Origin of the sequence: Halomonas meridiana (genome assembly GCF_009846525.1) — a bacterium.
Lineage (GTDB): Bacteria > Pseudomonadota > Gammaproteobacteria > Pseudomonadales > Halomonadaceae > Vreelandella.
Genome location: NZ_CP024621.1, coordinates 1,871,304 through 1,895,378, shown reverse-complemented (window position 1 = coordinate 1,895,378; position 24,075 = coordinate 1,871,304). Strand labels below are relative to the sequence as shown.

The following is a 24,075-nucleotide window of genomic DNA, read 5'->3' as shown; positions in this document are numbered from 1 at the left end:
ATACCTCTGGTTAAGATGATAAGACTCCCTTGTAAGAAACGGCACACCACCCACTTTTCTTGGCGGCATCAATCACTGGGTACCTCGCCAAGTCTGATGCAATGGTCGACTGGCCCCATATCGTCCCCCCCTACCTGAAAGAGCGTTCCAAAATCGTTGCGATAGGCACCCCTGGTAAATCTGAACCGCGCTCACATGAGGCAAAAATAGCCTACGACGCTCCATCAGTTGCTAGCCGATCAGTGCACTGCGGCAGATGTCGCGATAAACCTACGCACTAAGGCGCTGGGTAGCTTGATAGCTTGATAGCTTGATAGCTTGATAGCTTGATAGCGGCTCATGGTCATGCAAGCAGCGTCTGGCAAGCGACTGCTAACTCATATGAGGGAGGCCTTGGTGAAGCTTTAGGAGTACACAAACAAGGGGGGTTGCTCTCAACCTTCGAGTCCAACGAACGTATGAAGGAAGCGAAAGGAATGACGATTTTATGTGGCTCCTGCAAGAGCATGTGGTGTTCGGAACGGGAACAGTTTTATCACCATCAATGACCAGATTCTTAGCCCATTAGAACGCTGGGTCAGCAAGATCACACACAAGTATCGACGAAGAGGCAAAAAGTAAAGCCACTCACGCACTCAACGATATGACGTTACTTCGCTCCGGTTTGAATGATGTGACGACGTACGCAGTCGACATACCCGTTTATTTCATGCGTAACCGTCACTTTTGTATAGATTTAAGTTTTCAACGTCGTGACGTCGTGGCCAGTAAGCCCTAGCTTCATTGGCTTGATTAACTTATTTGACCTGCAGTAATTCATTCCACTGCGTCGTATACCTTGGTGTACGCCGCTCACTACGCAACGATCAGGCGCTTCCTTTTCGGGGCAGGCCCAGCTTTACCGTCCCCTTGCCCAGCTCTCGGTTGAGTTTATCCATAGTCGCCATCAATCGTTCGCTACGTTTGGCTTTTTCGTCAGTCTGAGGGGATTCAGTGAGGATGAGCTATCGGTTAGCTTTAGGCGATAGATCAAGCAGCATGAGACCCACTTTGTGGTAGGCGTATACTTTTCGCCAGAGACGACGCAAACCCTGCACCGCAGCGGCGATGATCTCACAACTATCATCAGTGGGCCGTTCCAGAGAAATGACCACACGTTGACGATATTGAGATAAATCCGTGCAAAACGAGTTGGTGCGGATAAACACCATGACGGCGCTGGTAACGCTTTGCTGCTTGCGAAGCTTTTCACCCGCCCTAGCGGCATGATGCCGTAACGCTTCTCTAAGCTGTTGAGGATCGTTGGTCAGTTGACCAAACGAACGAGACACCATGATCTGCCTTTTGGGCTGGCCATGTTAATGGCCGTGACAGTAGGCGGCCATGAAAGCGTATGGGAATTGATGGTCGGAGGCGGTTTGGCAATAGGGGCTCAAGAATTAGTTGCCTCTGGATCAATGATTAAGCTCTAGGGGGCAAAACACTTTGGCCTTGTACGTTCTGCACTGAGCGCTGCGATGGTGTTTTCTACCGGCATCGCCCCTGCTGTAATGGAAATTGCCATTATTGCTGGCGTGTCGTTTCATGCTTTCCTGATCTCTATGCTGATCTTTCTCGTAGTAGGTTGGTTACTCGCTCAAGGTGTATTGAGCGAGGCCAACTACTCAATAAACGTTACCTAAGTATCAATACCGGTAACTTGGCATTACGCAGCATCGCTGTGGTGGTACTACCCACTAGCAGATGACGAATCTTGGAGTGACCGTAAGCGCCCATAACCAACAGATCGATTTCTTTTTCTTGCTGATAGGCTCGCAAGGCTTCCTCCACCTCACCAGCGCGAATGTCGCTTTCGGTTTGGTGCCCAGCGGTTTGTAAGGTCTCAGTAGCCCACTGCAGCTGTGAACGATTCTCTGCGGTTTCCGCGCCTACAATCACTACATGGCACTCTGCGCCCTCAAATAGTGGGCTTTTTGCCAGCATCTCCACGCCTTTACGCGCTGTTTTGCTGCCATCAAAAGCCATGAGAATGCGCTGGGGAGGGGAAAACACTTTCGGTACCATCAAAATGGGCCTATGCAGCTCGCGAACGACACGCTCCAGATTAGATCCCAAATGGCCGCTAGCCTGATTCGCTGTCTCTCCTCGCTTCCCAAGTACCAATAGACGAGTCTCTTTTTCGACCTCAACCAACGTCTCGACAAGTGTTCCGTTAAGCTGACGCGTAAAGGGTTCGCTTACTCCATCTTCATAGGCGCGCGCTTTGGCGGCCTCCAGCATTAGCTTGCCTTGCTCACGGTTTATCTTGGCACGCTGTTCATCCAGCTCTGAGAGCTCTTTCATTAATTGCTCACGCGCACCAAAGCGAAGGCTGCCAGATAAATTATGTGCTTCTGGAGCTTCAGAGTGATTATCAACTACGTGTACAAAATGAAGCGGCGCATCGAGGGCAAGGCTAGCCCATGCCGCGTAGTCGCATACACCTTCAGAAAACTGCGAACCATCAATGGCAGCAAGTACATGATCAGTCATTATGTTCTCTCCTTGTATGTATTAGTGGCCACCCATCAATTTTTCAACGGCTTCAGGGTCATTATGCACAGCGTATCGATCAACCACCGTGGCACTGGCCTCGCTTAAGCCTACAAGCTCAACGTCAGTACCTTCACGACGGAATTTAATCACAACCCGATCAAGTGCCTGAACCGCTGTGACATCCCAAAAATGCGCCTTCGACAAGTTAATGGTTACCTTATCGATACTCTCTTTAAAATCGAAGGCAGCCATAAAGCGCTCAGATGACGCAAAAAACACTTGCCCCACCACTTGGTACTCACGCTCTTGTCCAACGCTAATCTCATGAGATCCAACATACATGATGTTGCCAACTTTATTCGCGAAGAACATGGCAGCCAGCAATACACCCACAAAGACGCCAATGGCAAGGTTATGGGTCCCTACTGTGACGGCCACGGTTGCCAGCATCACGATATTGGTACTCATGGGATGTTTTTTAAGATCGCGAATAGAATCCCAACTAAAGGTACCAATCGACACCATGATCATGACGGCTACCAAAGCTGCCATAGGAATTTGTGATACCCAATCGGCTAAAAAAACAACCATCAATAACAGGGCAATACCGGCGACTAAGGTGGAAGTACGGCGACGACCGCCAGATTTGATGTTAATGACCGATTGGCCAATCATGGCGCAGCCTGCCATGCCGCCAATTAATCCAGAGCCGATATTGGCAATGCCTTGACCCTTACATTCACGATTTTTATCGCTTTGGGTATCCGTTAAGTCATCGATGATCGTCGCGGTCATCATAGACTCAAGTAACCCCACTACCGTTAACATAAGCGCTGTAGGCAAGATGATCATTAGCGTTTCAAGGTTTAACGGTACATCTGGCCACAGGAAGATGGGTAGGCTATCGGGCAATTCACCCATGTCTCCAACGCTACGAATCTCCATCCCGGTCATCATGTAGACTGCTGTGAGCACAACAATACAAACGAGGGGAGATGGGATCATTTTGCCTATCGCAGGTACATAGGGAAAACCATAAATGATCGCTAATCCCGCTATAGTCATGGCATATACTTGCCACGTAACGTCCGTTAACTCAGGCAGTTGTGCCATAAAAATGAGTATTGCTAGCGCATTTACGAAACCTGTCACCACAGAACGTGATACAAAACGCATTAGTTCTGCTAAACGTAGGTAGCCTGCCACTATTTGCAGAACACCTGTGAGCAAAGTGGCCGCTAGTAGATATTCAAGCCCATGCTCTTTGACTAAAGTAATCATCAGCAACGCCATGGCACCTGTTGCTGCTGATACCATACCAGAACGGCCACCGGTGAAGGCGATGATGACGCAGATAGCAAACGAGGCATATAACCCGACTTTAGGATCAACACCGGCAATAATTGAAAAGGCAATAGCTTCAGGAATAAGAGCCAGAGCTACCACGATTCCTGCAAGGGTGTCGCCCTTTAGGTTAGAGAGCCAAGACTGTCTAAATTTTTCGTACATGTGTTTAGGTCCGTCGTGAAGAGAACATTCAGCGTGGCACTCACTGTCACAACGTAAGCTCGTAAGGCTTCGTTGAGAGAGAGTGACGTTGTTGTCAATGCAAGCTTGTTTTTAGCAGGTACTGAACTTACAAGGCACCATCGGTCGGTGTGTAAGTCATGTATTGCCGCGCAGTAAAGACACCACAGTGGAGTGATGCATACGCTGTTTTAGGAAGGGGCCGCTAGGGTGGAGTCATCAACCCTGAAAGGTATGTATGGGATAGGCTCATCAGTATGCTTCTGCTTGATTTTTAGCTAAGAAACGTATTAAGAAAGCAATCTTATCATTTCTTGAGCATGACTGCACACATGGGAACTTCCAAAGCGTCTGTCTTAGGTTCCTATCATTTCTATCGCAACATGCACGATAAGCAATTTTCATGCACAGGGACGTGCACCCTCTTATCCACCCAAGCCTCGTAACACATGTTCAACTTGTGATTTAGCTTGTTGCTGAGTCGCGCCACTTTTGAGCAGTAGCCGTAGGCCTGACATCGACAGCGTCAAAAAATACGCCAAGCTATGTGCATCGTATTCTTCGGAAATAGAGCCTTCTTGCTGCGCTTGTTCGATCACCGTGACAAAAAACGCGGTAATCGCCTGTACACTCTGTTTGGCCGCTTGTGCTTCTGCGGTCTCGCTGTTGCCCAGTTCAGTCGCCGAATTAAAAATCAGACAGCCTAGGGAGGCTTGTTCGCTCTCGGCCTGCTCGGCGGTGCGTTTCAGCAAGCGTTCGATAAAGCACCAGGCGCTCTCTTCTTGAGCGAGCGATGTGGCTAACTGTGCCAGTAACTGCTCCCGATAGCGCGACAACGCTTTAGTGAACAGCGCCTCTTTGTTGCCGTAGGTATGGTAGAGACTGCTACGGGAAATGTTCATGGCATCCAGCAAATCGCGCAGCGATGTATGGTGATACCCCGAACGCCAAAACGAATGCATGGCAGCGCTTAACGCCGCCTCTGGTTGATGCTGCATCGGTCTTCCAACGCTCATGTGTCTACCTCACTGCCTGCCTAACTGATTAGCCGCCTAATATATCATGCGGGCGGTGCCGCTCGCTCTGAGCCTGTCTGCCCAATTCATAAAAATGCCCGCACGCGTTCGTACGGGCATAGAGGCAAAAGGCTTAATTGAGCAGTTCACGTACCTGTTTAATGCCTTCACGGGCAAGCTGTACTGGCCGTGAGTCGCTAATGGTCCAGGCGGCCATAGAGCCGTCGTACATGGCGATATTCTCAAATCCGGCCACTTCACTGAGTACAAACCAGTCGGTCGCCGCCCAATGCCCGGTATTGCAAAACGCGATGGTGCGCTCACGGCTATCGAGGTCGGCTTCATTGATGCGTGATTGCAGACCATCAACATCCAGGTAGTAAGCACCGTTTTGAACATTTAAGTGGCTTTGGTGCGGTAGGCTTCGTGCGCCTGGTATCGTGCCGGCCACTCGTGCGGCGGGTGATTTATTCTCACCTGAAAAATAGTCAGAGGGTCGTGCGTCTACCAACTGCGCCTGCTCTTCTCGTGCTGCCTCTACCTCTTCCGTGCTTGCCACTAACTGCTCACGTAAAGACGCTTCGAAGTTGGTCGAATCAAAGGCATCGGGGCCGCCCGTGGCCACGTCATAGCCCTGCTGCTGCCAGCCTGCAAAACCACCGTTCAAAATCGCCACGTCATCGTGACCTAATACTTTCAAGGTCCAATAGATCCTTGCTGCACTGCCAAAGTCCGTCGGCCCTGTGCCTGCTGGCACAATCACCACGTCGCTGTCGTTGCTGATGCCCAAACTACCGATCAGTGCTTCCAGGTCATCAACTTCGGGCATTAAGCCCGCCACGCTATCACGGGTTTCACGCCAGCCGTCATCGGTATAGCTGGTGTAGCGGCTGCCCGGTATGCGCGCTTCTCGAAAGCTATCTTCATCTCCGCCGTTATCGATGGAGGAACGAACGTCCAAAATCACCAGAGATGGCTCATCTTTGTGGGTATCTAACCACTGCGCATCCACAAGGGGCGTCATTTCCAACGCTTGAGCTTGGGCAACCACACTGAAGACACCAACGGCACTGATAACGCTGCGTTTCATGGAGACAACTCCTCTGCCAGGAAGGAACGATTGGTACAATACCCTTATCATGCGCTATAAAAAGAGAAGCTGACAATAGAGTTTGGCTATATGGCACTCGCCAAGGGCGCAAGAAAATAATCTGTGTGACGCTGTAAGTATTTTGAAAGTGGCATCACTGAACATGAGCACAATGCAACAGGAGCACTGCTATGCCCCCTTCCACACCACGCTCGTCTGAGTCAGCGCCCACCTTCTGGCTAAGCGGGAAGCGCCATGCCGAGCAGGATCATTTTTTCCGTCGCACCTTAGAAGCTCAGCAGTGGAAGGAGGGGGATGAACACCACTGGCAGGCCGCGTGGGTAACCGGCATGCCGTTGAAGCGTGCTTTCCAGCACACCTCTCCCACGTGCAAAATGAACCATATTCCTGGTAATGCGGCGCTCACCGTTAAGAGCCGCTTGCACGAAAGCCTGAGCGGCTTGCGCGAGCGCATGCGTCACGCCTTCGGGGATGACCATGAGACCGTGGCGCGGCTAGACTTTTTTCCGCGTGCCTATGAAATGCCTCACGACTACCCGGCCTTGATCGAAGATGCCTCGGCTAACCCGCATAAACACTGGATTTTAAAGCCCACCAACGCTTCCAAAGGGCAGGGAGTTCGTGTTCTCAAGGACCCCACCACCGCCCCTCTCACCCCCAACTGGCTGGTGCAAGAGTACGTCGCGAACCCGCATACCATTCGCGGGCACAAGTACGTGCTGCGTCTCTATATGCTAATCGCCAGTATCGACCCGCTGCGGGTGTACCTGTATGACCAGGGTTTTGCCAAGCTCGCCTCTGAACCCTGGGACCCCGACGATATCGACAACCCCTTTAGTCAGTTAACCAACCCAGATATCAATGCCTTGAATATCGAGGCGGAGATCCCTGTCGAGTTTATTGATCTAGAACGCTACCGAGAGTGGTTACGCGATCAGGGGCATGATGATGACGTGCTGTTCCACCAGCTGCGGGATCTTGCCACGCTCACGGCGCTCTCGGCAGCCGGTACCATGCGGTTACGAACCCAAGAGGATGGCGCAGACCCTATGGGCTGTTACGAGTTGATTGGCTTGGACTGCCTGGTGGATGATCAACTGAAGCCGTGGATTTTGGAGTGTAATTTAAGCCCGTCGCTGGGTATTTGCGCAAAACCAGAACATGGAGGTACCGTCGAAGAGGCGGTGAAAGGCGCCCTAGTGAGCGATATGCTTAGCCTTGTAGGACTCTACCCACGGGTGACACCTCCCTATATAGATGCAGAAGCGCTGGCCGCTGAACGCAAGCGCTCAGGAGGGTTTGTGCCTCTCTATCCTGAGGCCAGCTTAGATGCCACGCTGGATTACTTACCGTTCATCGGACTCCCCAGCCTCGCCGACTACCAGCTGGCTTCACCTGAGCTTCAGCAAGCTATCGCGTTTCGCACTCACGGAGTGAGTGAGCTGATTGAAGGCGACCAGCTGGCGCTTTATCACCACCCAAGCGGGCTCTACTACCAGTTAAACGATAGCGCTGCCTTGATGTGGCTACTGGCTAGCGAGGGCGAGTCTATCGAGCAGATGATCGTGCACCTCATCGCCGCCAGCGGGGGGCAAATAGCAAAAGAGCAGTTGATGGCCGACCTATGGGCAACGTTAACCCCTTGGTACCAGCAAGGTCTCTTGACACTGCATACGGCTACTTCAGACGAGCCCAAGGTCTATTCAGAGCGCACAGCATCTACCGCGTGGCAAACCACTTTTTATTTTGCAGGGCGGCAGTGGCTATTAACGGCCCCTAGCGGTGCTATCGCGGAGCATTTAGCGCGCGCCTTATCGCCATTGGCGAAAGGCATGCATGACGCCGCCTTACCCGCCGAGCCTTTACACCTATTAGAAAGCGCCAACGGTTACTGCCTCACCAACCATAGCCGCGTCATCAGTGCTCGCCTTAAACGGCCCGATATTCTGGATGCCATCACCCGCTACTGCATGAAGACTGCGTCTCGTGCGGGCGATTTAACGCTCGACATTGCGCTACTGGGCAATACCCAGCAGCAATTCGCCTGCGTATTACCCACCCCAATGTCCCCAGGCGTACTCGACACACTGGCACACGTGGCTACGCAGCACGGCTTGAGCATCACCCGTGGGGCACGACTTTTCCCTCAGTCACCCGCGCGCCTTGTTCCACTGAATCTTCCGCTCAGTGATCACGACTGGACGCCTCTGCCTCATCAGCCGTTAGGGACGCCTACCGTCATCGTCCTCTCCGCGGATGCTGACACGCTGCCCGAGCCGCTCTCTTCTTTGTCTTTGCTAGGCGCGCTGTTACCGACAGCGTATGAAACAGAACACCACCTCAGCGCCGAATCGCTTCATGCGTTGCAAGCGCTGTGTCAGCGCTCAGAGCAGGTATCGCTCAGTTTGGCCTCTCAGGGTCATGATCTGGACGCATGGCTGAGCCGCCACGTATTACACCCCACTTCCCATGCCGCTGTGTAGCGGTGGGTAAGATGCGCCATTTGGCGCAATAATCGCGACCATAGGAGAACGACCATGTCTCAACATGAAGCAAAACGCCGGTTACTCAGCCGTTTGAGCCGTCAGTTTGGCTACACGGCTCCCGCCCTCGCGCTGGTAGCGAGCGGTCTGGCGTTTCAAGCCCACGCGGATGAGCCGACCGACAGCATGACTAACGTTCAGCAAGCGCCCATGATGCTAGCGGAAGGCGGTGCTGAAGGCGGCGGTGAAGGCGAAAAACCAGAAGGTGAAGGGGAAGCCGAAGGCGGTGCTGAAGCCGGTTAACACTGCGCTAACTGCTTAATCCGTTGTGCTGAGCTGGTGCTTCGACCAGCTCAGCTTATTAGGAGCCTTCGCTATGCCCGTGACATCGCTGCCCATCTCAAAATGCCAATTTCCCTGCCAACCGTTGGTTGAAGAGAACACACTCTCGCTCACACAGCTGCAGTCACTCGTGGCCTCTCTTGCCAGCACGTCGTATAGCCAACTATTTGGCAGCCAGTCAGTGGGCAAACATGTTCGCCACATCATAGAGCACTACCAAACGCTGCTGGCGGGATATGCTAACGCCCCCCATGTAGATCAGATGGATTATGAGCAGCGCCCACGAGAGGTGGCACTAGAAGAGAACCCTGCGGCAGCCGCCAATACGATTAACGCACTACAAAGCGCTCTTCACGCATTGAATGATAAGCCCGCGGATACCCCCTTGGTACTGAACTATCTCGTAGGCCATGAGGACCATGCGTATCCGCTCGCCTCTAGTTTAGGAAGAGAGTTGGCGTTTCTTACCAGCCATACGGTGCATCACATGGCACTGATTCGCTTACTGTGCGACACCCTGAGTGTCACGGTACCCAAAGACTTTGGTGTTCACCCCTCCACGCTGCGCCATTGGCGACAATCCACCCATTAACCCTTATGCCAAGGAGTGCTATTCATGAATAGACGAACTACCCCACCACGCTCGCGTTTTGCAGCGTTGGTACTCACCATCGGTATAGGTTCCTTTGTGGCTCAGGCCACTGCTAATGGCACTCATGAATGGCCGACGGAAGGCTGGACCGTGATGGCGTCAGACAAAAATTATGCAACGCTATTAGCGGATTTGCGTGATGCCGTCGAAGCAGCAGGTATGGCCGTAGTGACAGAAGCAGGTCCAACGGAAGCTGCCGCCCAACGAGGCGAAGCAATACCCGGCAATCGGGTGGTGGGCGTCTTTCGAAACGATTTTGCGGTGACAATCCTTCGCGAAAGCGTACCCGCCATGATTGAGGCCCCTATCAGGTTCTATGTCACCGAAAACGAAGACGATAGTGAAGGCCACCGTGCCACGCTTTCATGGAAGCACCCTAGCACTGTGTTTGCGCCTTACATTACCCCAGACACGCCGCGCTTAGCCCATGCGGCAGAGACACTAGACGCGCTGTTCCAAGACATTGGCGATAGCGCCGTAGCGCCATGAGGGGTGATGTGATGCAAGCTGTAACGCTTTTATTTCTGCGAGTGTCGTTAGCAGGACTTATGTTGGCCTGGGGAGCGAATAAGCTCGTCAATACCAGCGGCAGTGTGGCGATTAGCGACAAATTTTACTTACCCTTCATGTCAGCAGAGCTGCTTATTCTGTGCTTTGGGGCCTTACAACTCTTATTAGGTGGGCTGGTGTTACTTGGGTACCTAAGACGATATGCATACCCCATGCAGGCACTCATTAATGGGGCATCTTTCATCGCTGTTTTCCCCTCAATTGTCGACCCATTAGGTCTCTATCTACCTGGCACCAATATTCTGTTTTACCCCTCGGTCACCATTTTTGCCGGTAGCTTGTTACTGATGGCATTTCCTGCTTTTGACCGTTACTCACTGGATGCTCTTAGGCAGCGCCCGGCCACAGCCTGGAAGGCTCGCAATCGCTGCTCCAGAGATTCCGCCCCGCTTTAGTGCTAGGTCTGCCGCTGACTTAACGCCATGGCACCGACGTGCCATGGCGCTCTATCCTGTCTCCTTACCCGTAAACACAATGCGTTGCATTGGTCTGGCTGATCATTTGGTAAATATCCATGTCGGTGACCGGCTCAGCGTCTTCCTCTTCAGACACATAGAGCGAGGAAAGTGACCAAATCTGGTCGTCTGATTGCTCAAACCACTGGTTCACCTTGTCGGCATCTAATAACGCCAGCTCGTCTTCCTCTATTAACAACTGAGAAAGCAGCAACGCCTTCAGCGTTTCCAAAGTGGCTTGTTCATCGTCAAGGGTGTTGAACACCTGCACGACCACTTCACCGTCTTGCCCACCGCCTACCTTGATAGGCTCATCAATGATATTGACCTGCGTTCCCGTAGGCACGTTATCGAAAATTGAGCCAATGTCTTCCGGATACATCCGTATGCACCCTCGGCTGGCCCGCATGCCAATCCCGTCAGGCTGGTTGGTACCGTGGATTAAATAGCCAGGTATATCCAATAAAATAGCATGCTCACCCAGCGGGTTATCTGGCCCAGGCGGCACCACGGCGGGTGCAGGTTCGCCACGCGCCGCCGCCTCTTCACGCATAGAGCGCGGCGGGTACCAAGCAGGATTTTCAAGGCGCATAGTCGTTTGTGTGATACCCAGCGGCGTATCGTAGCCATCACGACCAATCCCGATAGGATAAGTCTCAACCCTAGGAGCTTCCCCTTGAGACACATTTGGATAGTAATAGAGCCTTAATTCCGCCACGTTAATGACGATGCCCGTGCGCGGCACATTGGGCAGAATGTGTTGCCTGGGAATGGTGACAGCCGTCCCTTCCCCTGGCATCCAAAGACTCACTTCGGGATTGGCCGCACGGATCTCTTCGTAGCCCACTTTGTGCGTTCGTGCGATATCAATCAGCGTGTCTTCTTCATTGGCAAGCACTTGATAGTATTGACCGATGACATCGCCACTGTCAGGCAGCGGATAGTGGTGATCGGGCACCGTCGTTTCCTCTGCACTCACCCAGATCGGCCATGTGAGCACGCTCAGTAATGCGGCGTTACGCACCGCCGCGACACTCTGTTTCAACATCACTCGTTTTACCTTCTGACGCATAACAGCACTCATTGTGTTACCTCCTTAACATTGGCAGCAGGCTGATAACGTGACCACAGTATTAACCCCAGCCCCCCTACTATCATCGGTAGCGTAAGCGCATGGCCCATGGTGACCCAGTCGAAAGCGATAAACCCAAGATGGGCATCGGGCATACGCACAAACTCCACCGCAAAGCGGAATACGCCATAGCCGAATAGGAATGCCCCGGATAACAATCCCCTTTGACGAGGACGACGTGATAACCAGAAGAGCACAACAAATAGCACCACCCCTTCTAGCAGCATCTCGTATAGCGCAGAGGGGTGGCGTGGCTCAGGCCCTACCTGCGGGAAGATCAGCGCCCACGGCACATCCGTCACACGGCCCGGAAGCTCTTGATTAATAAAGTTGCCCAACCGCCCAGCGCCTAAGCCAATGGGCACAAGAGGCGCCAAAAAGTCAGCGATATCGATAAACGCCAGTCGCTTTTTGCGCGCAAAAAAGAGCGCTGCCGCGATCACGCCAACGAGGCCACCATGGAAGCTCATGCCTCCATCCCACACCTGCAATACCCACAGCGGGTCGCTTAACCACTGCTCCATGCCATAGAAAAGGGCGTAGCCCAATCGGCCGCCAACCATCACGCCAACAGCGCTATAAAAAATCAGATCACTAATGTCATCTTTACTTAGGCCCAAGTAGTCGGCACGCCAACGTCCCAACCACCATGCAGATAAGAAACCCACCACATACATTAATCCGTACCAATGAATCACCAGTGGCCCAAGCGCCACGGCAACGGGGTCAATCGCCGGATAGTCCATTGCTTTCTCCGTTTTTCTAACAGGCATACCGTGATGTCACGGGGTATCCCCATGAACGCCAAGCGGTATGAAAAAGCGTTTAAGGTGCTAGAAAGACAAGAAAAAGCGGGGAGGTTTTTCTAATTGCTCAGGAAGAGATTCCGGGTAAGGCACCTTCATCAACCCTTGTGGGGAAGGCGTTAGCACAGGGCCTGACATCGCGCAGGCACTCGCAGGTGCAAAGGGGGAACAGGAGGCGTCGGTATGCTCGGCGGCCTGCTCTAAGGCAGAGAGAGAAAGGCAGTGGGCGTCAGCCACACTAGACACTGACACAGGCGCATCGACTAAGCAGCTGCCTTTAGCGATGCTGCTCACACTGGCTCCTGACAGCATAACGATGACCACCATCATCATGGCAGCCAGTTGCTTAGCTAGTCCGTTACGCATTTTTCGCCATGTCAGCCAACCTTCGATGTCTAGCTACCAGTGTCTTTTAACCATGCTCTTTTAGCATTGCGAACCAACGCAGGCAGATGTTTTTATCACAAAAAGAACAGTCAGTCCAAAAAACGGCTTTCAGCTCAAGACTAAAAGCCGCCCTGCTTTTTTCGCTTTTTTAAACCCAGCAGGTTTACCTATTACAGTGTCCGTCTACCTCGCCTGCGAAGCGTTGCTGTGCGTGCACCACATACGCCGCTAAGGCCGCTAGTTCCTCAGAATCCCAAGGGAGTGGTTCTGCTGCCATAGGCGCTACCATGCACAGTTGAACCATTTCGTCGGCATGAACGGTCTCCATGCCAAACATGTTGGTTCCCATTGCGACGGGATGGGGGAACGGCTGCTGAAAGCTCGTTTGAAAACCAGCATCGCCTTTTGCGCCGTGGCAGCTTGCACATGAAAGGCCATTGGTGCTCAGCGAAGCATCGTTAAACAGCGCTTCGCCGCGCTCAATGAGCGATGCCGGGTTATTGCCACGCTCATCATACTGCGGCTTATAGCCGTCAGGCCTTCTCACCAACGCTGCTTTAGGGTGTGAGGCTGCTTCTGCTTCCCCTTCTGCTTCGGCTTCGGCTTCTGCTTCGGCTTCCCCCTCTGCTTCTGCTTCACCTTCTGCCTCGGCTTCGCTACCCGCCTCGGGACTTGCCTCCGCCGAGCGGTGGTTGCTCGCCAACATGACGCTCGTAGATGACACTTCTTCTGCCAAAACGGTTTGTTGCGCCGTGAATGTTTGGAACATGACGCCGCCTGCTACCAAGGCAATGGCTGGGGCAGAGTAGCAAAGCTGTTTATGCAGACGGCCAAGCAATTGGCTTCGTAGATCACGATCTAGGCGCATAGCGATCACCTGTCGATAAGATTGTTATTGGGGCTTGCTTTTGTCTGTGATCAGGCCATAAACATCCTTACACACGTCACTCAAAAAAAGAGTATTGTCATTTTTGAACCGATTGTTCCATAATCTTACAGCGTTCAGGCATGACGCCTTGCGTGATGCCTTCATCGATTTATTTATCGTACAGAAGGAGGTTGTAATGGCTGATTTTCCGCTTCACACCACGGATAGTGCTCCTGAAGCTGCCCAAGCTAACTTGCAGGCTGCCGAGAAAAAAATGGGCTTTTTGCCCAACATTTTTGCCAAGATGGCAGAAGCTCCTACCCTGCTGGAAGCCTACCTCACGCTTGATGGCATCTATGCCAAAACAAGCTTGAGCCCTGTCGAGCAACAAGCGGCTTTGCTAGCCATCAGTGCTGATAACCAATGCTCTTTTTGTGTCGCAGCTCATACGGGCGGTATCAAAAAAGCAGGCGCTGATGATGCAGTGATTAAAGATTTACGTTCACGCAAGACACCCAACGACGCAAAAATTGCGGCGGTAACCCGTTTTGCTCGCCACCTAAACGCACAACGCGGCTGGGCAGAACAGACGGAAATCGATGCCTTTTTAGAAGCGGGCTTTTCGCACCAGCAGATTTTAGAACTGGTCATTGCCTGTGCGTTAAAAACGCTGTCTAACTACACGAACCATGTCGCTGGAACGCCACTTAACGAAGAATTAAAGCCACTTGCTTGGACAGCTGACGCTTAAATCAATCTCTGTGGCCGCCATAGCGGCCACTTTGAATATAAACTAGAAGGAGAAACGCATGATAGATGTTGTCGTGGCGTATCCAAATAGTGATTCATTAACTTTTGATGATGTGTACTATGCAGACAAGCATACGCCCCTTGTCAATCACTTATTGAGTCAGCATGGTCTCTTATATTTGCGTGTCCATCGTTGTGCCAATGAACAGTCCCCCTATTATCTAATGACACATCTGGGCTTTGATAGTCTAGAAGCGTACGAAGCTGCCTTCGCACAAGTAGGTAATCAACTGATTGAAGATATTGGTAATTTCACAAATATTGAACCACATATTCATGTTTACAATGTCATAGATCAGCGAGACAACTCTATTCATTAACCGCTCTGTTAGGGAATAAACACTGCTATGACGCTTTCCTCTATGGATGAGCATGTTGCTTCTATGCGGCCCAGGCTTCTCTCTTTTGCGCGGTTACAATTAAGAGACCAAACATCAGCGGAAGACATTGTTCAAGATACACTGATCACTGCTATTGAAAAACAAGACACCTTCAGTGGCCGATCTGCCTTTGAAACATGGGTTTTTGGAATTTTAAAAAATAAGCTTCTTGAACGAATTCGATACGAACGCCGCTACATTTCATGGCAAGACGATGAGCATAGCGACGAAGACTCTTTTGAAAATCTTTTTAAAGAGAACGGACGCTGGCAAGCCGCCAGTATGCCCCAGCCCTGGGGTGAGCCTGATCAAATTTTAGAAAATGCGGCTTTCTGGCAATTGTTAGATACCTGTTTAATCGCTCTTCCTGAAAATACAGCCCGTGTTTTTACGATGCGCGAACTCATGGATCTCACCACGCAAGAAATTTGCCAAATACTTTCGCTGAGTGAAGCGAATTGCTGGGTCATCTTACATAGAGCAAGGCTTAAATTACGTGCTTGCATTGAAAAAGGCTGGTTAACAGAGAAATGAAGAAGACGTCAACAAAGGCAAACAAGCCGCTAAAGAAAGGTATCAAACTCCGCACGCTGATGCGCAAAGCGGCCATCCTTCTCGCCTTCTTGGCGGTCCCCATTGCTTGGCTAATCGCCAACGAACATAAGGCACAAGAAGAATCAGACTTGAGCATCCTGGGAAGTGGTCAGCCGGTGGCGGTACAAGTGCATGATCACAGCTGCCCGCTGTGCCAACGTCTCAAAGCAAATGCAGAACAAGCGCTGAACGAAATGGAGCAGCCACCGGCTTGGCGCATTGCAGATATCAACACCACCAGTGGTGCCGATTTTGCGCATCGATACGGAGTGGGCCACGTCACGATTCTTCTATTTGATGGGCAGGGAAATCGACAGCAGACCATCGAGGGCGTTACCTCCTCTCGCGATTTACGTGGTGCTTTCGAAGAACTTATGCGATGAAGCTACCAGAGATAAATATACCTGCTTAATTAATTTCAAAAATTTTGTAAGGGAATACACTTCAAATACACACAAGTTCAACTTGAACAAGCATCTTCCAAATATTCTTTAATACAATAAAATGGAGGTATAGGTATGATTATGTGTATGGAAGCTACTCGACTAATGTCATTGAAAATTGAGCAGCCACTAACATTTCAACAGAAAGCTCAGCTAGCATTTCATCTTTCCATGTGTGGAGTATGTCGTTGCTGTGATAAGCAGTTTCGCTTTATGCATGATTCTTTCAATCGCCACCCTAGCAAACCTGGCGATACTAATAAAAAATAAAGTGCACGCATCTAGCCACTAAAAAGTGACTAGATGCTACACTTTAACGATAATTTACCAATGCAGCCCATCACCTACTTCATGAGTTAAGTCGATAGCAATAGCATTGTCATGTTTTACTGAAGATTGGTGCTCTGTCTGCAAAAAATGACTGTCTAACTGTCTATCTCCCTTGTCATAGGTTAATTCTTCCGTACTAAATGAAGGGGGTTCTGAAACTGCTGACGACTGTGCCTTCTCAAACGCATCCGTTCCTATAGAACGGTCTTGGTTGATCTCAATGGACGTTTTAGCAAAAGCCATCGGTGACGCTAGCAATGCTAATAGCGCAGTGGCAATCACGATTTTTTGACTAAATTCGAAGGTTCTCATGATGTAGGCTCCAGGTATCTATTTTTTAAAGTCAGTGATCTGACCTGTATCTTCACTCGCAATCGCGATACCTGGTAGTGATGTGGGCTCGCTTTTCATTACACTGTCATTAGAAAAATATATAATAACTAAATATCACACATGAAGATTTTCTGATGGAGTTCTGAAATATCTGTTTTAAGTGATTCGTTCTAATACAAAGCCACAATGAAATTAATTTCAAACCTATATCACTCCTATGCATCCACACCCCATGGAACCTTTTCCTCTGCATAGGAGCTTCAATATGCCCCCACCCTGTAAGCGTTGTGCATCAACGCGCATGCTGAACCTGGAGACTGCCCAACGCGTGAGCGTGGTAGGTAGCACTTTGATCGGCGGTGCTGTTGGCGCATGGCGCGCAACCGCCGTCACCGGCTCACAGCCATTGGCGGAGACTCGCTTTCCGCTGGCAAAACTGCCTGCCGCCATGATGGGTGCCGTGGCCGGAGGTCAAACCGGCTCGCGCATAGCCACCTCACTGTTTGAGCAGTGGCTTCCAGTTGGCAGCGGGACACCATGGTTATGCTTGTCGTGCGGCTGCACCTACCGCGACGCTTACCCGCCTCTAGCACCTAACGCTTAACCCATCGTTGTTCGCCCTGTATGGGGCGAATGATCCGCTTATTCACCTTCTCGCGCTGGCCTCTGGTCGGCGCTTTTTTATGTCTGGAGAATGACTCATGGCACATCTCGTTGAACACATGGCTTACGTTGGCGATACCCCTTGGCATGGCCTGGGGCAACAGCTGTCTCGTCATCAACCGCTGGAGGTCTGGCAGCAACAGGCCGGTATGAACTGGCATATCGAAGAAGCGCCGGTACGCTTTATTGCCGAAGGGGCTAGCCACCTGGGCAGCATTCACTCGTTCCCTGAGCAGAAAGTGCTCTACCGCTCAGATACCAAAGCACCGCTGTCGGTGGTGTCACAGCGCTATAAGGTGGTGCAGCCTGAAGAGATCCTGGAGTTTTACCGTGACCTGACCGAGTACGCCGGTTATGAGCTAGAAACCGCTGGCGTGCTCAAAGGCGGACGTAAGTTCTGGGCCCTGGCGCGTAGCGGCTTAAGTACGTCGCTTAAAGGTCAGGATGAGGTCAATGACTATCTGCTGTTGGCCACTTCCTGCGATGGCACGCTTGCCACCATGGCCACGCCCACCACGGTTCGGGTGGTGTGCAACAACACGCTGCAAATTGCCGTCGATGGCACGTCGCAAGCGGTGAAGGTGCCCCATCGTTCAGAGTTTGATCCGCGTGCCGTGAAGCGTCAGCTGGGCATTTCGGTGTCGCAATGGAATGACTTCATGTACCGCATGAAAGCGTTAGCCGAACGGAAGATTGATCACCGTGAAGCACAGCATTACTTCCAAGCGGTGATGTGCGGCGTGGAGACGCCGTTAGACGATCCTTCCAAACTGCCCAACTACCGAGCGCTCAACAAGGTACAAAAGCTCTACCAAGGCGAAGGGCGTGGCGCTCACTTAGTGACCGCGAAGGATACGGCCTGGGGCTTGCTCAATGCCGTGACCGAATACGTCGATCATGAAAAACGCGCACGCAGTAACGATACCCGCATGGACTCTGCCTGGTTCGGCCAAGGCGCACAGCTAAAGCAGGAAGCGCTCAACGCGGCGCTGGCCTTGGTCAGCTAACCATTAACGGCGTAGTCACCACGTTACCGCTGATCTACCTCGCTACCCTCACCCCATAGACGCTCAGCCCTTAACCGGCTGGGCGTTTTTTTGTTTGGAGGCTTATATGGCAACGCTACACCACGATCTCGACTTAGCCCTTACCCAGCTCACGGAGCGACTGCTGACCCAAGACCAAACTCAGGCAACTACCTACGTCATGGCGAAAGGCCAGTTTTACCGCGCGGAGCTTAGGCTCGTGCCGGTCTCCCCCGATCAGTTGCCCAGCGATATCTAACCCCCATACCGTTTTTAAGGAGAGCCGTCATGGCGAACAAGACACACATGGTCACTCAAGAGGCATCGTCTCTCCAGGCGGTGCCGCCTACTCCTTCTTCATCGACCAATGACAGTACCGCCATTATCCAAGTGATCGAGCGCGCGGCGCTTAACCCTGACGTCGATATCGACAAAATGGAGCGCCTGCTACAAATGCAGGAGCGCGTGATGGACCGCCAGGCCATGATGGCCTACAGCGCGGCCATGGCAGCGATGCAGACCGAGTTGCCCAGCATTGAAGAGCGTGGGCAAACCAACAACGGCGGCTATGCCACGCTGGAGGATATCGTCGATACCGTTCGCCCCATCCTACAAAAACACGGCTTTGCGGTGAGCTTCCGTATTCAGACCCAGGAACGCGGTATCCAAGTAACGGGCGTGCTAATGCATAAGGATGGTCACCGTGAAGAGACCAGCATGCTGCTGCCTGCGGATATGAGCGGTAACAAGAACGCCGTCCAGGCATTTGGATCGTCCACCAGCTACGGCAAGCGCTATGTGCTGTGCGCGTTGCTCAACATCACCACACGTGGCCAAGACGATAACGGTCATACCAGTACAAGTGCAGCCGTGAAGAGGGTCACCGCCTTTCAGGCGGGTCAGATTCAGCGTTTGATCAGCCAATGCCCAGTCACTACCCAAGAGTGGTTCAGCGGTAAATACGGTGCTGCGGTTCAGGTGCCTCAGGCAGATTTCGACAAACTACGTGCATCCCTCACCAAGCGAGCCGTGAAATAGCGGCTTAGCCCGACCACTCATCGCCTACAGGAGGCGTGTATGCAGATACTCACCATGCCACAAGGCTCGCCGGAGTGGCTGGCGGCGCGTCTTGGGCGCGTCACTATGTCGGAACTCAAGGCATTGCTGGTGAATGGTAAAGGCCCAAGCGGGTTGGGGACTGGGGCCATCACTTATATGCACCAGTTGATCCGCGAGCGTATGACCGGTGAGCTGGCCGAGCCATTTCAAGGCAATGCCCACACCAAGCGGGGGCAAGAGCTAGAGAGTGTTGCCCGCTCGCTGTATCGCGATATGACCGGTGCACCGAAACCCAAAGAAGTAGGCCTGATTCTCAACCATAACGTGGGCTACTCACCGGATAGTTTGATCGGCAGAAACGGCCTGCTGGAGATCAAAACCAAGCTGCCCAAGTTCCAGATTGAGGTACTGCTCAGCGGGGAAATCCCCGACGAGCACGTGCCCCAATGCCAAGGAGGGCTATGGGTCAGCGAACGGGAATGGATCGACTTTGTGAGCTACTGGCCGGGTATGCCGCTTTTTGTGAAACGTGCTTACCGAGATGAGGCGCTGATCCGCACCATTGCCGAGCGGGTTGAGGCGTTCCATGAAGAGATGGAGCGACGTATCAGCCAAGTGATGGCGGCGTGACCTGCCCACTGGACATCAACGCTCATTCACTATTAACGACATAGATGCCGGGGCCACCACCCCGGCATCTTTATTTTTTGGAGGTCATCATGCCCCATAGCAAACTCAAAGCCGGTGAAGTGGAAGGCACCTACTTAGTCACGTCACCGGTCACCGAAACAGACATCATTACGATGGCCAAGCGCTTCGCACGCCGCAAGCTCGCCAAAGGCCGCAAGATCTCACAGCCCTCGCAAGCGTTTGAGCACTTGCAGCTCCTGCTTCAAGACTATGAGCACGAGGTGTTCAGCGTGCTGTTCCTCGATAGCCAACACCGTGTCATCCGCTTTGAAGAGCTGTTTCGCGGCACGATTGATTCAGCCAGCGTGTACCCACGAGAGGTACTAAAGGCAGCGCTCGCTTACAACGCCGCCGCTGTGATCCTCGTTCATAACCACCCTAGTGGCGATCCTGAGCCCAGTGATGCGGATCGGCGTATCACTGAACGCCTCAAAGAAGCGCTTGGCTTGATGGATATACGGGTGATTGACCACGTGGTGGTGGGGAGTGATGGGTGTAAGTCATTTGCGGAAATGGGGTATTTGTAGGCGAATGCTGGAATAAAATAGAGCTGCCTCGTTGGCAGCTCCATCCTTAAAGCTGCCTTTATTTTTTTCGTTACTTCAGCAAACAGCCAAGAGCGGATGTTAAAGAGTTTTCAGATTAATGATGTTCACAACATCTATTCCATACCCCCTTCCCTAAAACGCGGAGCGTGGCGGGCTGGGAATTTCAGTTTCCGTCCTTGAATTTTGCTTTGCAATTGCCGCTCATGCACATGGTACAGTAGTGCTCTCTATCCTCATGCTGGGTACCCTCAGCGATGATAATGCCGCAGCCATTGCAGAACAGGGTGCCAATCCCGTCTTCGAATTTCACAATTGCATGTTCATAATCCATAAAGTTCTCCGCGAAAACCCCATCCTGCAAGAACGGGTAGTAATAGCTTGTCAGCAAAAGCCGACCTTTATCTGATATTTCCTTCGATGGCGCAATCAGGCGTCAGTTCAATTTCCTCTCGACCATCAGGTTGATACAGATAATAACAACACACCTAAACAACACAGGCTAAGCAATTCTCTCCCTGGCACCAGATGCATTCAGTGACATGATTCTCGGATATGCAACTCTGCATCACCAAAGTTGGCTTGGCCGCTATCGGCCAAGAGCGGCCTTTTAGTCGTACCTGAGATAACGCCGCCAACACGCGCAGCTTTGTAGTGGAGGCGAAGCCGCAACGGAAAAGCTGTCACCGTGATTGGTCTTTTAGATACGGTCTCACTTGTTGAAGTGATTTTGCACGTACTCGACGAGTTTCGGGCCTTCAAGCTTGTCCGTAGCTGGGTTTGTGCGAACATAAAACTCTTTCCCGTCGAGATAGCAAGGAGAAGACGCTGGCTTGCAGTCAACCATCAAAACATTCGCATGGCCGAGATCAACCAATCGGTGATTGATATAAGGGTAGTTTTGCTCGCCTACACGTTGCTTGAGTTGATTTTTAAAGTGAAGCAGGAACGCATCTACGCTCTTGTGAAACTTTTCCACCTCGTATCTGATCCCTGGAATATCGCCGGCGTCAGTAACGCCAACCAAAAGGACGCCCCCGTTCGTATTAAGAAACGCCACAATTGTCTTCAGTGCTGATAGTTCGATGTACTTTTCCTTTGTTCCCTTTCGTACATCTAGACTAAAGCTTTCCTTAAATTCAACGGTTGCAGATTCTCCCTCCCGAGACAAGCTCATGACCCTATCTGCTTCGGTAAGGCCGCCAATCGTTTCCAGCATACTGTCCACTTGGCCCCGAATTGCGGAGGCACTTCCGGGATTCAGAGCGAGCTCTCTTTGAAAGTTCGCAATTGCCACTTTCAAAGTTTGAAGCTGGCTGTGGGAGCGTACGATTTCTTGCTGTTCTTTCAAGGTTGGAACAGCAATTTGCGCTTGAGCAAGATCAGATTTTTTTATTAGCGGTATGACTGCCCCACGTACCAAAGACCTCAAGATCAATAAGCCTAGATCGGACCGAAAGAAGGCAGCAGCGTACTGGCTCTTAGCTATGTCGGACAAAACAACCTGAATGAGGTTGTGATGCTTTATCGTCACCGATGAGAGGTCGTCGGTAACGACGGAGGTCCCGATCGTCGGCACATAGATGGAGTTGTCCTTATGCTCCAACGACTCACCGGACCGAACCGTATTCATTTCAATAGCTATCTCGCCTAGGACATAGCTCTTGTAGTCTTTGTACTGTGTCTTGAGACGATCAACCTGAAGCCTTGCCTTCAAGCTTTCGAAACCATCAAACCTCCCATCCACAAGCGTCATCCCTTCGTGTAGCGAATTCGACTCCGGGTCATCACCATGGCTAAAGGCTTGAGCGATTGCGACAGCTTGGTTTTTTTCTTCCAACTCAGCAACAAACAGGCTCGAATGATCTTCTCGACTAAACGCTACAATTACTGGACGAATGGTGGTTGTAGTTAAGAGATTTGGAGGAACATTAAAGACACCATTTAAATAGAAACCCTCGCTCGCCAATGCTTCCTGAAACTTTGGTCCCTCGGAGATACCAAACGCGGGCGGTTCCACAATTGACACACACAAACCAATGGGAGTAAGCAAGTGCAGTGCTTTGGAAAGTTCTATCCAGTTTTCCCGGGCACTGATAGTTGAACCTCCGATCTCGATCTTCTTACGACCCATTCCCAACGGAATATCGACGACCACTAAGTCATAGCTCTTATTTGGATCAACCCTGTCAATCCAATCAAAACCTTCGACTATTGTCTCTGCATCCGGTAGATCGAGTGTCGGATCACTAGAAAGCTTTATGGCTATCGCTGATTTAGCAAATTGGGGCGCCGCCAGCGCTTCGACGAAATTCCCTACGATGGATTTGGGATGCATGGCTACTCCACTTTCAATATTTTCACGAAGCATCTAATACTAGGCTCAAGAGCCAGCTTGGAGCTACTACAACAATAGCAATCTGCTTGGACCGTGCTTATCCCTTTGGCTTTAAATGGTCCGGTCAGCAGTCTGTGCGACCTCAGACCCTGAAACAATGTCCAGTACTTTTTCCAAGTATTGCCTCGCTTCTTTAGGCTCTGTTGACTTTCGCAAGTACTCGGGAATTACCTCGACGAATTCGGAAGTAGATACGGGTTCGAGCTCAACCAGAGCCTCTATCATCGCAGGCCGTAGCAGCGCCCTATCCTTAGGCGTATTTGGGAAATGCTTTGCTATAACAGTCTTGTTAAAAGCCTCGAGACGATCGCGTAAGCTAAATTCACTGCCTAATATTGAAGTTACTTCTTCATCATTCGTTTCTGCATCAACTTCGGCCTCCTCGAAAGGATCAGCATCGTGTGCGTAGAGACCCTCATCGACAGACATATCAGTTTTTAGACTGTGCAATTCACGAATAATCGGCTCAAGCTCACCTTTGGGATTACTAAACCAATCCGTTGACCAAATGCGCCGAATCCGCCAGCCGAGCCGCTCTAAGACTTCTTGTCTCAAGCGATCACGATCCCGAGCTGATTTGGCAGAATGATATGTTGCCCCATCACATTCGATACCCATCAAAAAACGACCTGGTTTACCTGGATCCTTAACCGCTATATCTATAAAGAACCCAGCTACACCTACCTGAGCTTCACTTTCGAAACCGGCCTGGTGGAGCGCATCGATAACCGAGACCTCAAAGTCGCTGTCAGGAGATTTACCTGTATGGAGAGGCGTCCCATTCATACTGCCCTTCTCCGCATAGTCTAAGAAAGCACGAAGGGCTATCACGCCACGCTTAGAAGTTTCCGAAATTAAAATATCGTCGGCACGCATAGAGCTAAAAATGTGCATCCTCTTCTTGGATCGAGTGAAAAGCAC

29 protein-coding genes and 1 pseudogene are annotated in these 24,075 nt (G+C 51.5%); 16 read left to right on the top strand and 14 right to left on the bottom strand.

Annotated elements, in window-relative coordinates; translation table 11 throughout:
* Positions 1-797: 797 nt before the first annotated feature.
* Positions 798-947 (bottom strand): annotated as a pseudogene (locus tag CTT34_RS18630) (DUF4113 domain-containing protein).
* Positions 948-1,004: 57 nt separating this feature from the next.
* Positions 1,005-1,334, bottom strand: coding sequence for a DinB/UmuC family translesion DNA polymerase (locus CTT34_RS09115; RefSeq protein ID WP_159342137.1), 330 nt, complete (start codon positions 1,332-1,334; stop codon positions 1,005-1,007).
* A 183-nt stretch (positions 1,335-1,517) separates the two neighbouring features.
* Here CTT34_RS09115 and CTT34_RS18285 point away from each other — a divergent pair, with 183 nt between their 5' ends.
* The gene (locus tag CTT34_RS18285) at positions 1,518-1,682 is read left to right on the top strand and encodes a hypothetical protein (protein ID WP_174788522.1); all 165 of its coding nucleotides are present in this window, start codon (positions 1,518-1,520) and stop codon (positions 1,680-1,682) included.
* Here the strand turns inward: CTT34_RS18285 and CTT34_RS09105 are convergent.
* The 4 genes from CTT34_RS09105 to CTT34_RS09090 form a co-directional block, all read right to left on the bottom strand.
* On the bottom strand, positions 1,675-2,532 hold the full coding sequence (locus CTT34_RS09105) for a universal stress protein (protein ID WP_159342136.1): 858 nt from the start codon (positions 2,530-2,532) through the stop codon (positions 1,675-1,677). The two genes, CTT34_RS18285 and CTT34_RS09105, sit on opposite strands and share 8 nt — an antisense overlap.
* A 21-nt stretch (positions 2,533-2,553) precedes the next feature.
* Positions 2,554-4,044 carry a SulP family inorganic anion transporter gene (locus CTT34_RS09100; RefSeq protein WP_159342135.1) on the bottom strand — a complete coding sequence of 497 codons (1,491 nt, stop codon included), beginning with the start codon at positions 4,042-4,044 and terminating at the stop codon, positions 2,554-2,556.
* 443 nt (positions 4,045-4,487) lie between these two features.
* Complete coding sequence (locus tag CTT34_RS09095) at positions 4,488-5,060, bottom strand: TetR/AcrR family transcriptional regulator (RefSeq protein ID WP_159342134.1); 573 nt, start codon at positions 5,058-5,060, stop codon at positions 4,488-4,490.
* A gap of 151 nt (positions 5,061-5,211) precedes the next feature.
* Positions 5,212-6,168 carry a sulfurtransferase gene (locus CTT34_RS09090; protein ID WP_159342133.1) on the bottom strand — a complete coding sequence of 319 codons (957 nt, stop codon included), beginning with the start codon at positions 6,166-6,168 and terminating at the stop codon, positions 5,212-5,214.
* A 191-nt stretch (positions 6,169-6,359) separates the two neighbouring features.
* Here CTT34_RS09090 and CTT34_RS09085 point away from each other — a divergent pair, with 191 nt between their 5' ends.
* The 5 genes from CTT34_RS09085 (at position 6,360) to CTT34_RS09065 (ending at position 10,631) form a co-directional block, all read left to right on the top strand.
* Positions 6,360-8,672: an amylase gene (locus tag CTT34_RS09085; RefSeq protein ID WP_159342132.1), complete on the top strand. Its 2,313-nt coding sequence runs from the start codon at positions 6,360-6,362 to the stop codon at positions 8,670-8,672.
* 54 nt (positions 8,673-8,726) lie between these two features.
* A complete protein-coding gene (locus CTT34_RS09080; protein WP_038484122.1) occupies positions 8,727-8,975 on the top strand; it encodes a hypothetical protein in 249 nt (82 codons plus the stop codon).
* A 73-nt stretch (positions 8,976-9,048) separates the two neighbouring features.
* Positions 9,049-9,606 carry a DinB family protein gene (locus CTT34_RS09075; RefSeq protein WP_159342131.1) on the top strand — a complete coding sequence of 186 codons (558 nt, stop codon included), beginning with the start codon at positions 9,049-9,051 and terminating at the stop codon, positions 9,604-9,606.
* Between the two features lie 24 nt (positions 9,607-9,630).
* Positions 9,631-10,155 carry a DUF302 domain-containing protein gene (locus tag CTT34_RS09070; RefSeq protein ID WP_217352996.1) on the top strand — a complete coding sequence of 175 codons (525 nt, stop codon included), beginning with the start codon at positions 9,631-9,633 and terminating at the stop codon, positions 10,153-10,155.
* Positions 10,156-10,166: 11 nt separating this feature from the next.
* Positions 10,167-10,631, top strand: a complete 465-nt coding sequence (locus CTT34_RS09065; protein ID WP_159342130.1) for a DoxX family membrane protein — start codon at positions 10,167-10,169, stop codon at positions 10,629-10,631.
* 64 nt (positions 10,632-10,695) lie between these two features.
* On the opposite strand, the gene CTT34_RS09060 is transcribed toward CTT34_RS09065, so the two are convergent.
* The 4 genes from CTT34_RS09060 to CTT34_RS18315 form a co-directional block, all read right to left on the bottom strand.
* On the bottom strand, positions 10,696-11,775 hold the full coding sequence (locus CTT34_RS09060; protein ID WP_159342129.1) for a L,D-transpeptidase family protein: 1,080 nt from the start codon (positions 11,773-11,775) through the stop codon (positions 10,696-10,698).
* Positions 11,772-12,569, bottom strand: a complete 798-nt coding sequence (gene lgt, locus CTT34_RS09055; RefSeq protein WP_159342128.1) for a prolipoprotein diacylglyceryl transferase — start codon at positions 12,567-12,569, stop codon at positions 11,772-11,774. Before lgt ends, CTT34_RS09060 begins: the two co-directional genes overlap by 4 nt.
* An 87-nt stretch (positions 12,570-12,656) precedes the next feature.
* Complete coding sequence (locus CTT34_RS09050) at positions 12,657-12,995, bottom strand: hypothetical protein (RefSeq protein ID WP_159342127.1); 339 nt, start codon at positions 12,993-12,995, stop codon at positions 12,657-12,659.
* 184 nt (positions 12,996-13,179) lie between these two features.
* Positions 13,180-13,884 carry a hypothetical protein gene (locus CTT34_RS18315; protein WP_217352995.1) on the bottom strand — a complete coding sequence of 235 codons (705 nt, stop codon included), beginning with the start codon at positions 13,882-13,884 and terminating at the stop codon, positions 13,180-13,182.
* A 196-nt stretch (positions 13,885-14,080) separates the two neighbouring features.
* Here CTT34_RS18315 and CTT34_RS09040 point away from each other — a divergent pair, with 196 nt between their 5' ends.
* The 4 genes from CTT34_RS09040 to CTT34_RS09025 are packed head-to-tail and all read left to right on the top strand — an operon-like array spanning position 14,081 to position 16,051.
* Positions 14,081-14,635 carry a carboxymuconolactone decarboxylase family protein gene (locus CTT34_RS09040; protein ID WP_159342126.1) on the top strand — a complete coding sequence of 185 codons (555 nt, stop codon included), beginning with the start codon at positions 14,081-14,083 and terminating at the stop codon, positions 14,633-14,635.
* Positions 14,636-14,693: 58 nt separating this feature from the next.
* On the top strand, positions 14,694-15,014 hold the full coding sequence (locus CTT34_RS09035; RefSeq protein WP_159342125.1) for an EthD family reductase: 321 nt from the start codon (positions 14,694-14,696) through the stop codon (positions 15,012-15,014).
* A gap of 27 nt (positions 15,015-15,041) precedes the next feature.
* A complete protein-coding gene (locus CTT34_RS09030) occupies positions 15,042-15,608 on the top strand; it encodes a sigma-70 family RNA polymerase sigma factor (protein ID WP_167520876.1) in 567 nt (188 codons plus the stop codon).
* Complete coding sequence (locus tag CTT34_RS09025; RefSeq protein ID WP_159342124.1) at positions 15,605-16,051, top strand: thioredoxin domain-containing protein; 447 nt, start codon at positions 15,605-15,607, stop codon at positions 16,049-16,051. The genes CTT34_RS09030 and CTT34_RS09025 overlap by 4 nt, the downstream gene beginning before the upstream one ends.
* Before the next feature lie 384 nt (positions 16,052-16,435).
* Here CTT34_RS09025 and CTT34_RS09020 read toward each other — a convergent pair whose 3' ends face one another.
* Positions 16,436-16,753, bottom strand: a complete 318-nt coding sequence (locus CTT34_RS09020) for a hypothetical protein (protein ID WP_159342123.1) — start codon at positions 16,751-16,753, stop codon at positions 16,436-16,438.
* Positions 16,754-17,039: 286 nt separating this feature from the next.
* Between CTT34_RS09020 and CTT34_RS09015 the strand changes: the two genes are divergently transcribed.
* From CTT34_RS09015 to radC, 6 genes are all read left to right on the top strand, one after another.
* Entirely contained in the window at positions 17,040-17,378 is a 339-nt protein-coding gene (locus CTT34_RS09015) for a hypothetical protein (protein ID WP_159342122.1), read from the top strand.
* Between the two features lie 97 nt (positions 17,379-17,475).
* A complete protein-coding gene (locus CTT34_RS09010) occupies positions 17,476-18,444 on the top strand; it encodes a DUF932 domain-containing protein (RefSeq protein WP_159342121.1) in 969 nt (322 codons plus the stop codon).
* A gap of 106 nt (positions 18,445-18,550) precedes the next feature.
* Positions 18,551-18,721, top strand: coding sequence for a hypothetical protein (locus tag CTT34_RS09005; protein ID WP_159342120.1), 171 nt, complete (start codon positions 18,551-18,553; stop codon positions 18,719-18,721).
* 29 nt (positions 18,722-18,750) lie between these two features.
* Positions 18,751-19,500, top strand: coding sequence for an ERF family protein (locus tag CTT34_RS09000; RefSeq protein WP_159342119.1), 750 nt, complete (start codon positions 18,751-18,753; stop codon positions 19,498-19,500).
* A gap of 39 nt (positions 19,501-19,539) precedes the next feature.
* On the top strand, positions 19,540-20,151 hold the full coding sequence (locus CTT34_RS08995; protein ID WP_159342118.1) for a lambda exonuclease family protein: 612 nt from the start codon (positions 19,540-19,542) through the stop codon (positions 20,149-20,151).
* Between the two features lie 44 nt (positions 20,152-20,195).
* Entirely contained in the window at positions 20,196-20,738 is a 543-nt protein-coding gene (radC, locus tag CTT34_RS08990) for a RadC family protein (RefSeq protein ID WP_475326276.1), read from the top strand.
* A gap of 184 nt (positions 20,739-20,922) precedes the next feature.
* On the opposite strand, the gene CTT34_RS18255 is transcribed toward radC, so the two are convergent.
* The 3 genes from CTT34_RS18255 to CTT34_RS18310 all read right to left on the bottom strand — a co-directional run bounded on the left by CTT34_RS18255 (position 20,923) and on the right by CTT34_RS18310 (position 24,048).
* Complete coding sequence (locus tag CTT34_RS18255) at positions 20,923-21,090, bottom strand: hypothetical protein (protein WP_167520875.1); 168 nt, start codon at positions 21,088-21,090, stop codon at positions 20,923-20,925.
* Between the two features lie 378 nt (positions 21,091-21,468).
* Entirely contained in the window at positions 21,469-23,094 is a 1,626-nt protein-coding gene (locus CTT34_RS08985) for an ATP-binding protein (RefSeq protein ID WP_159342116.1), read from the bottom strand.
* Positions 23,095-23,205: 111 nt separating this feature from the next.
* Positions 23,206-24,048, bottom strand: a complete 843-nt coding sequence (locus CTT34_RS18310; protein ID WP_217352994.1) for a DUF559 domain-containing protein — start codon at positions 24,046-24,048, stop codon at positions 23,206-23,208.
* Positions 24,049-24,075: the final 27 nt, after the last annotated feature.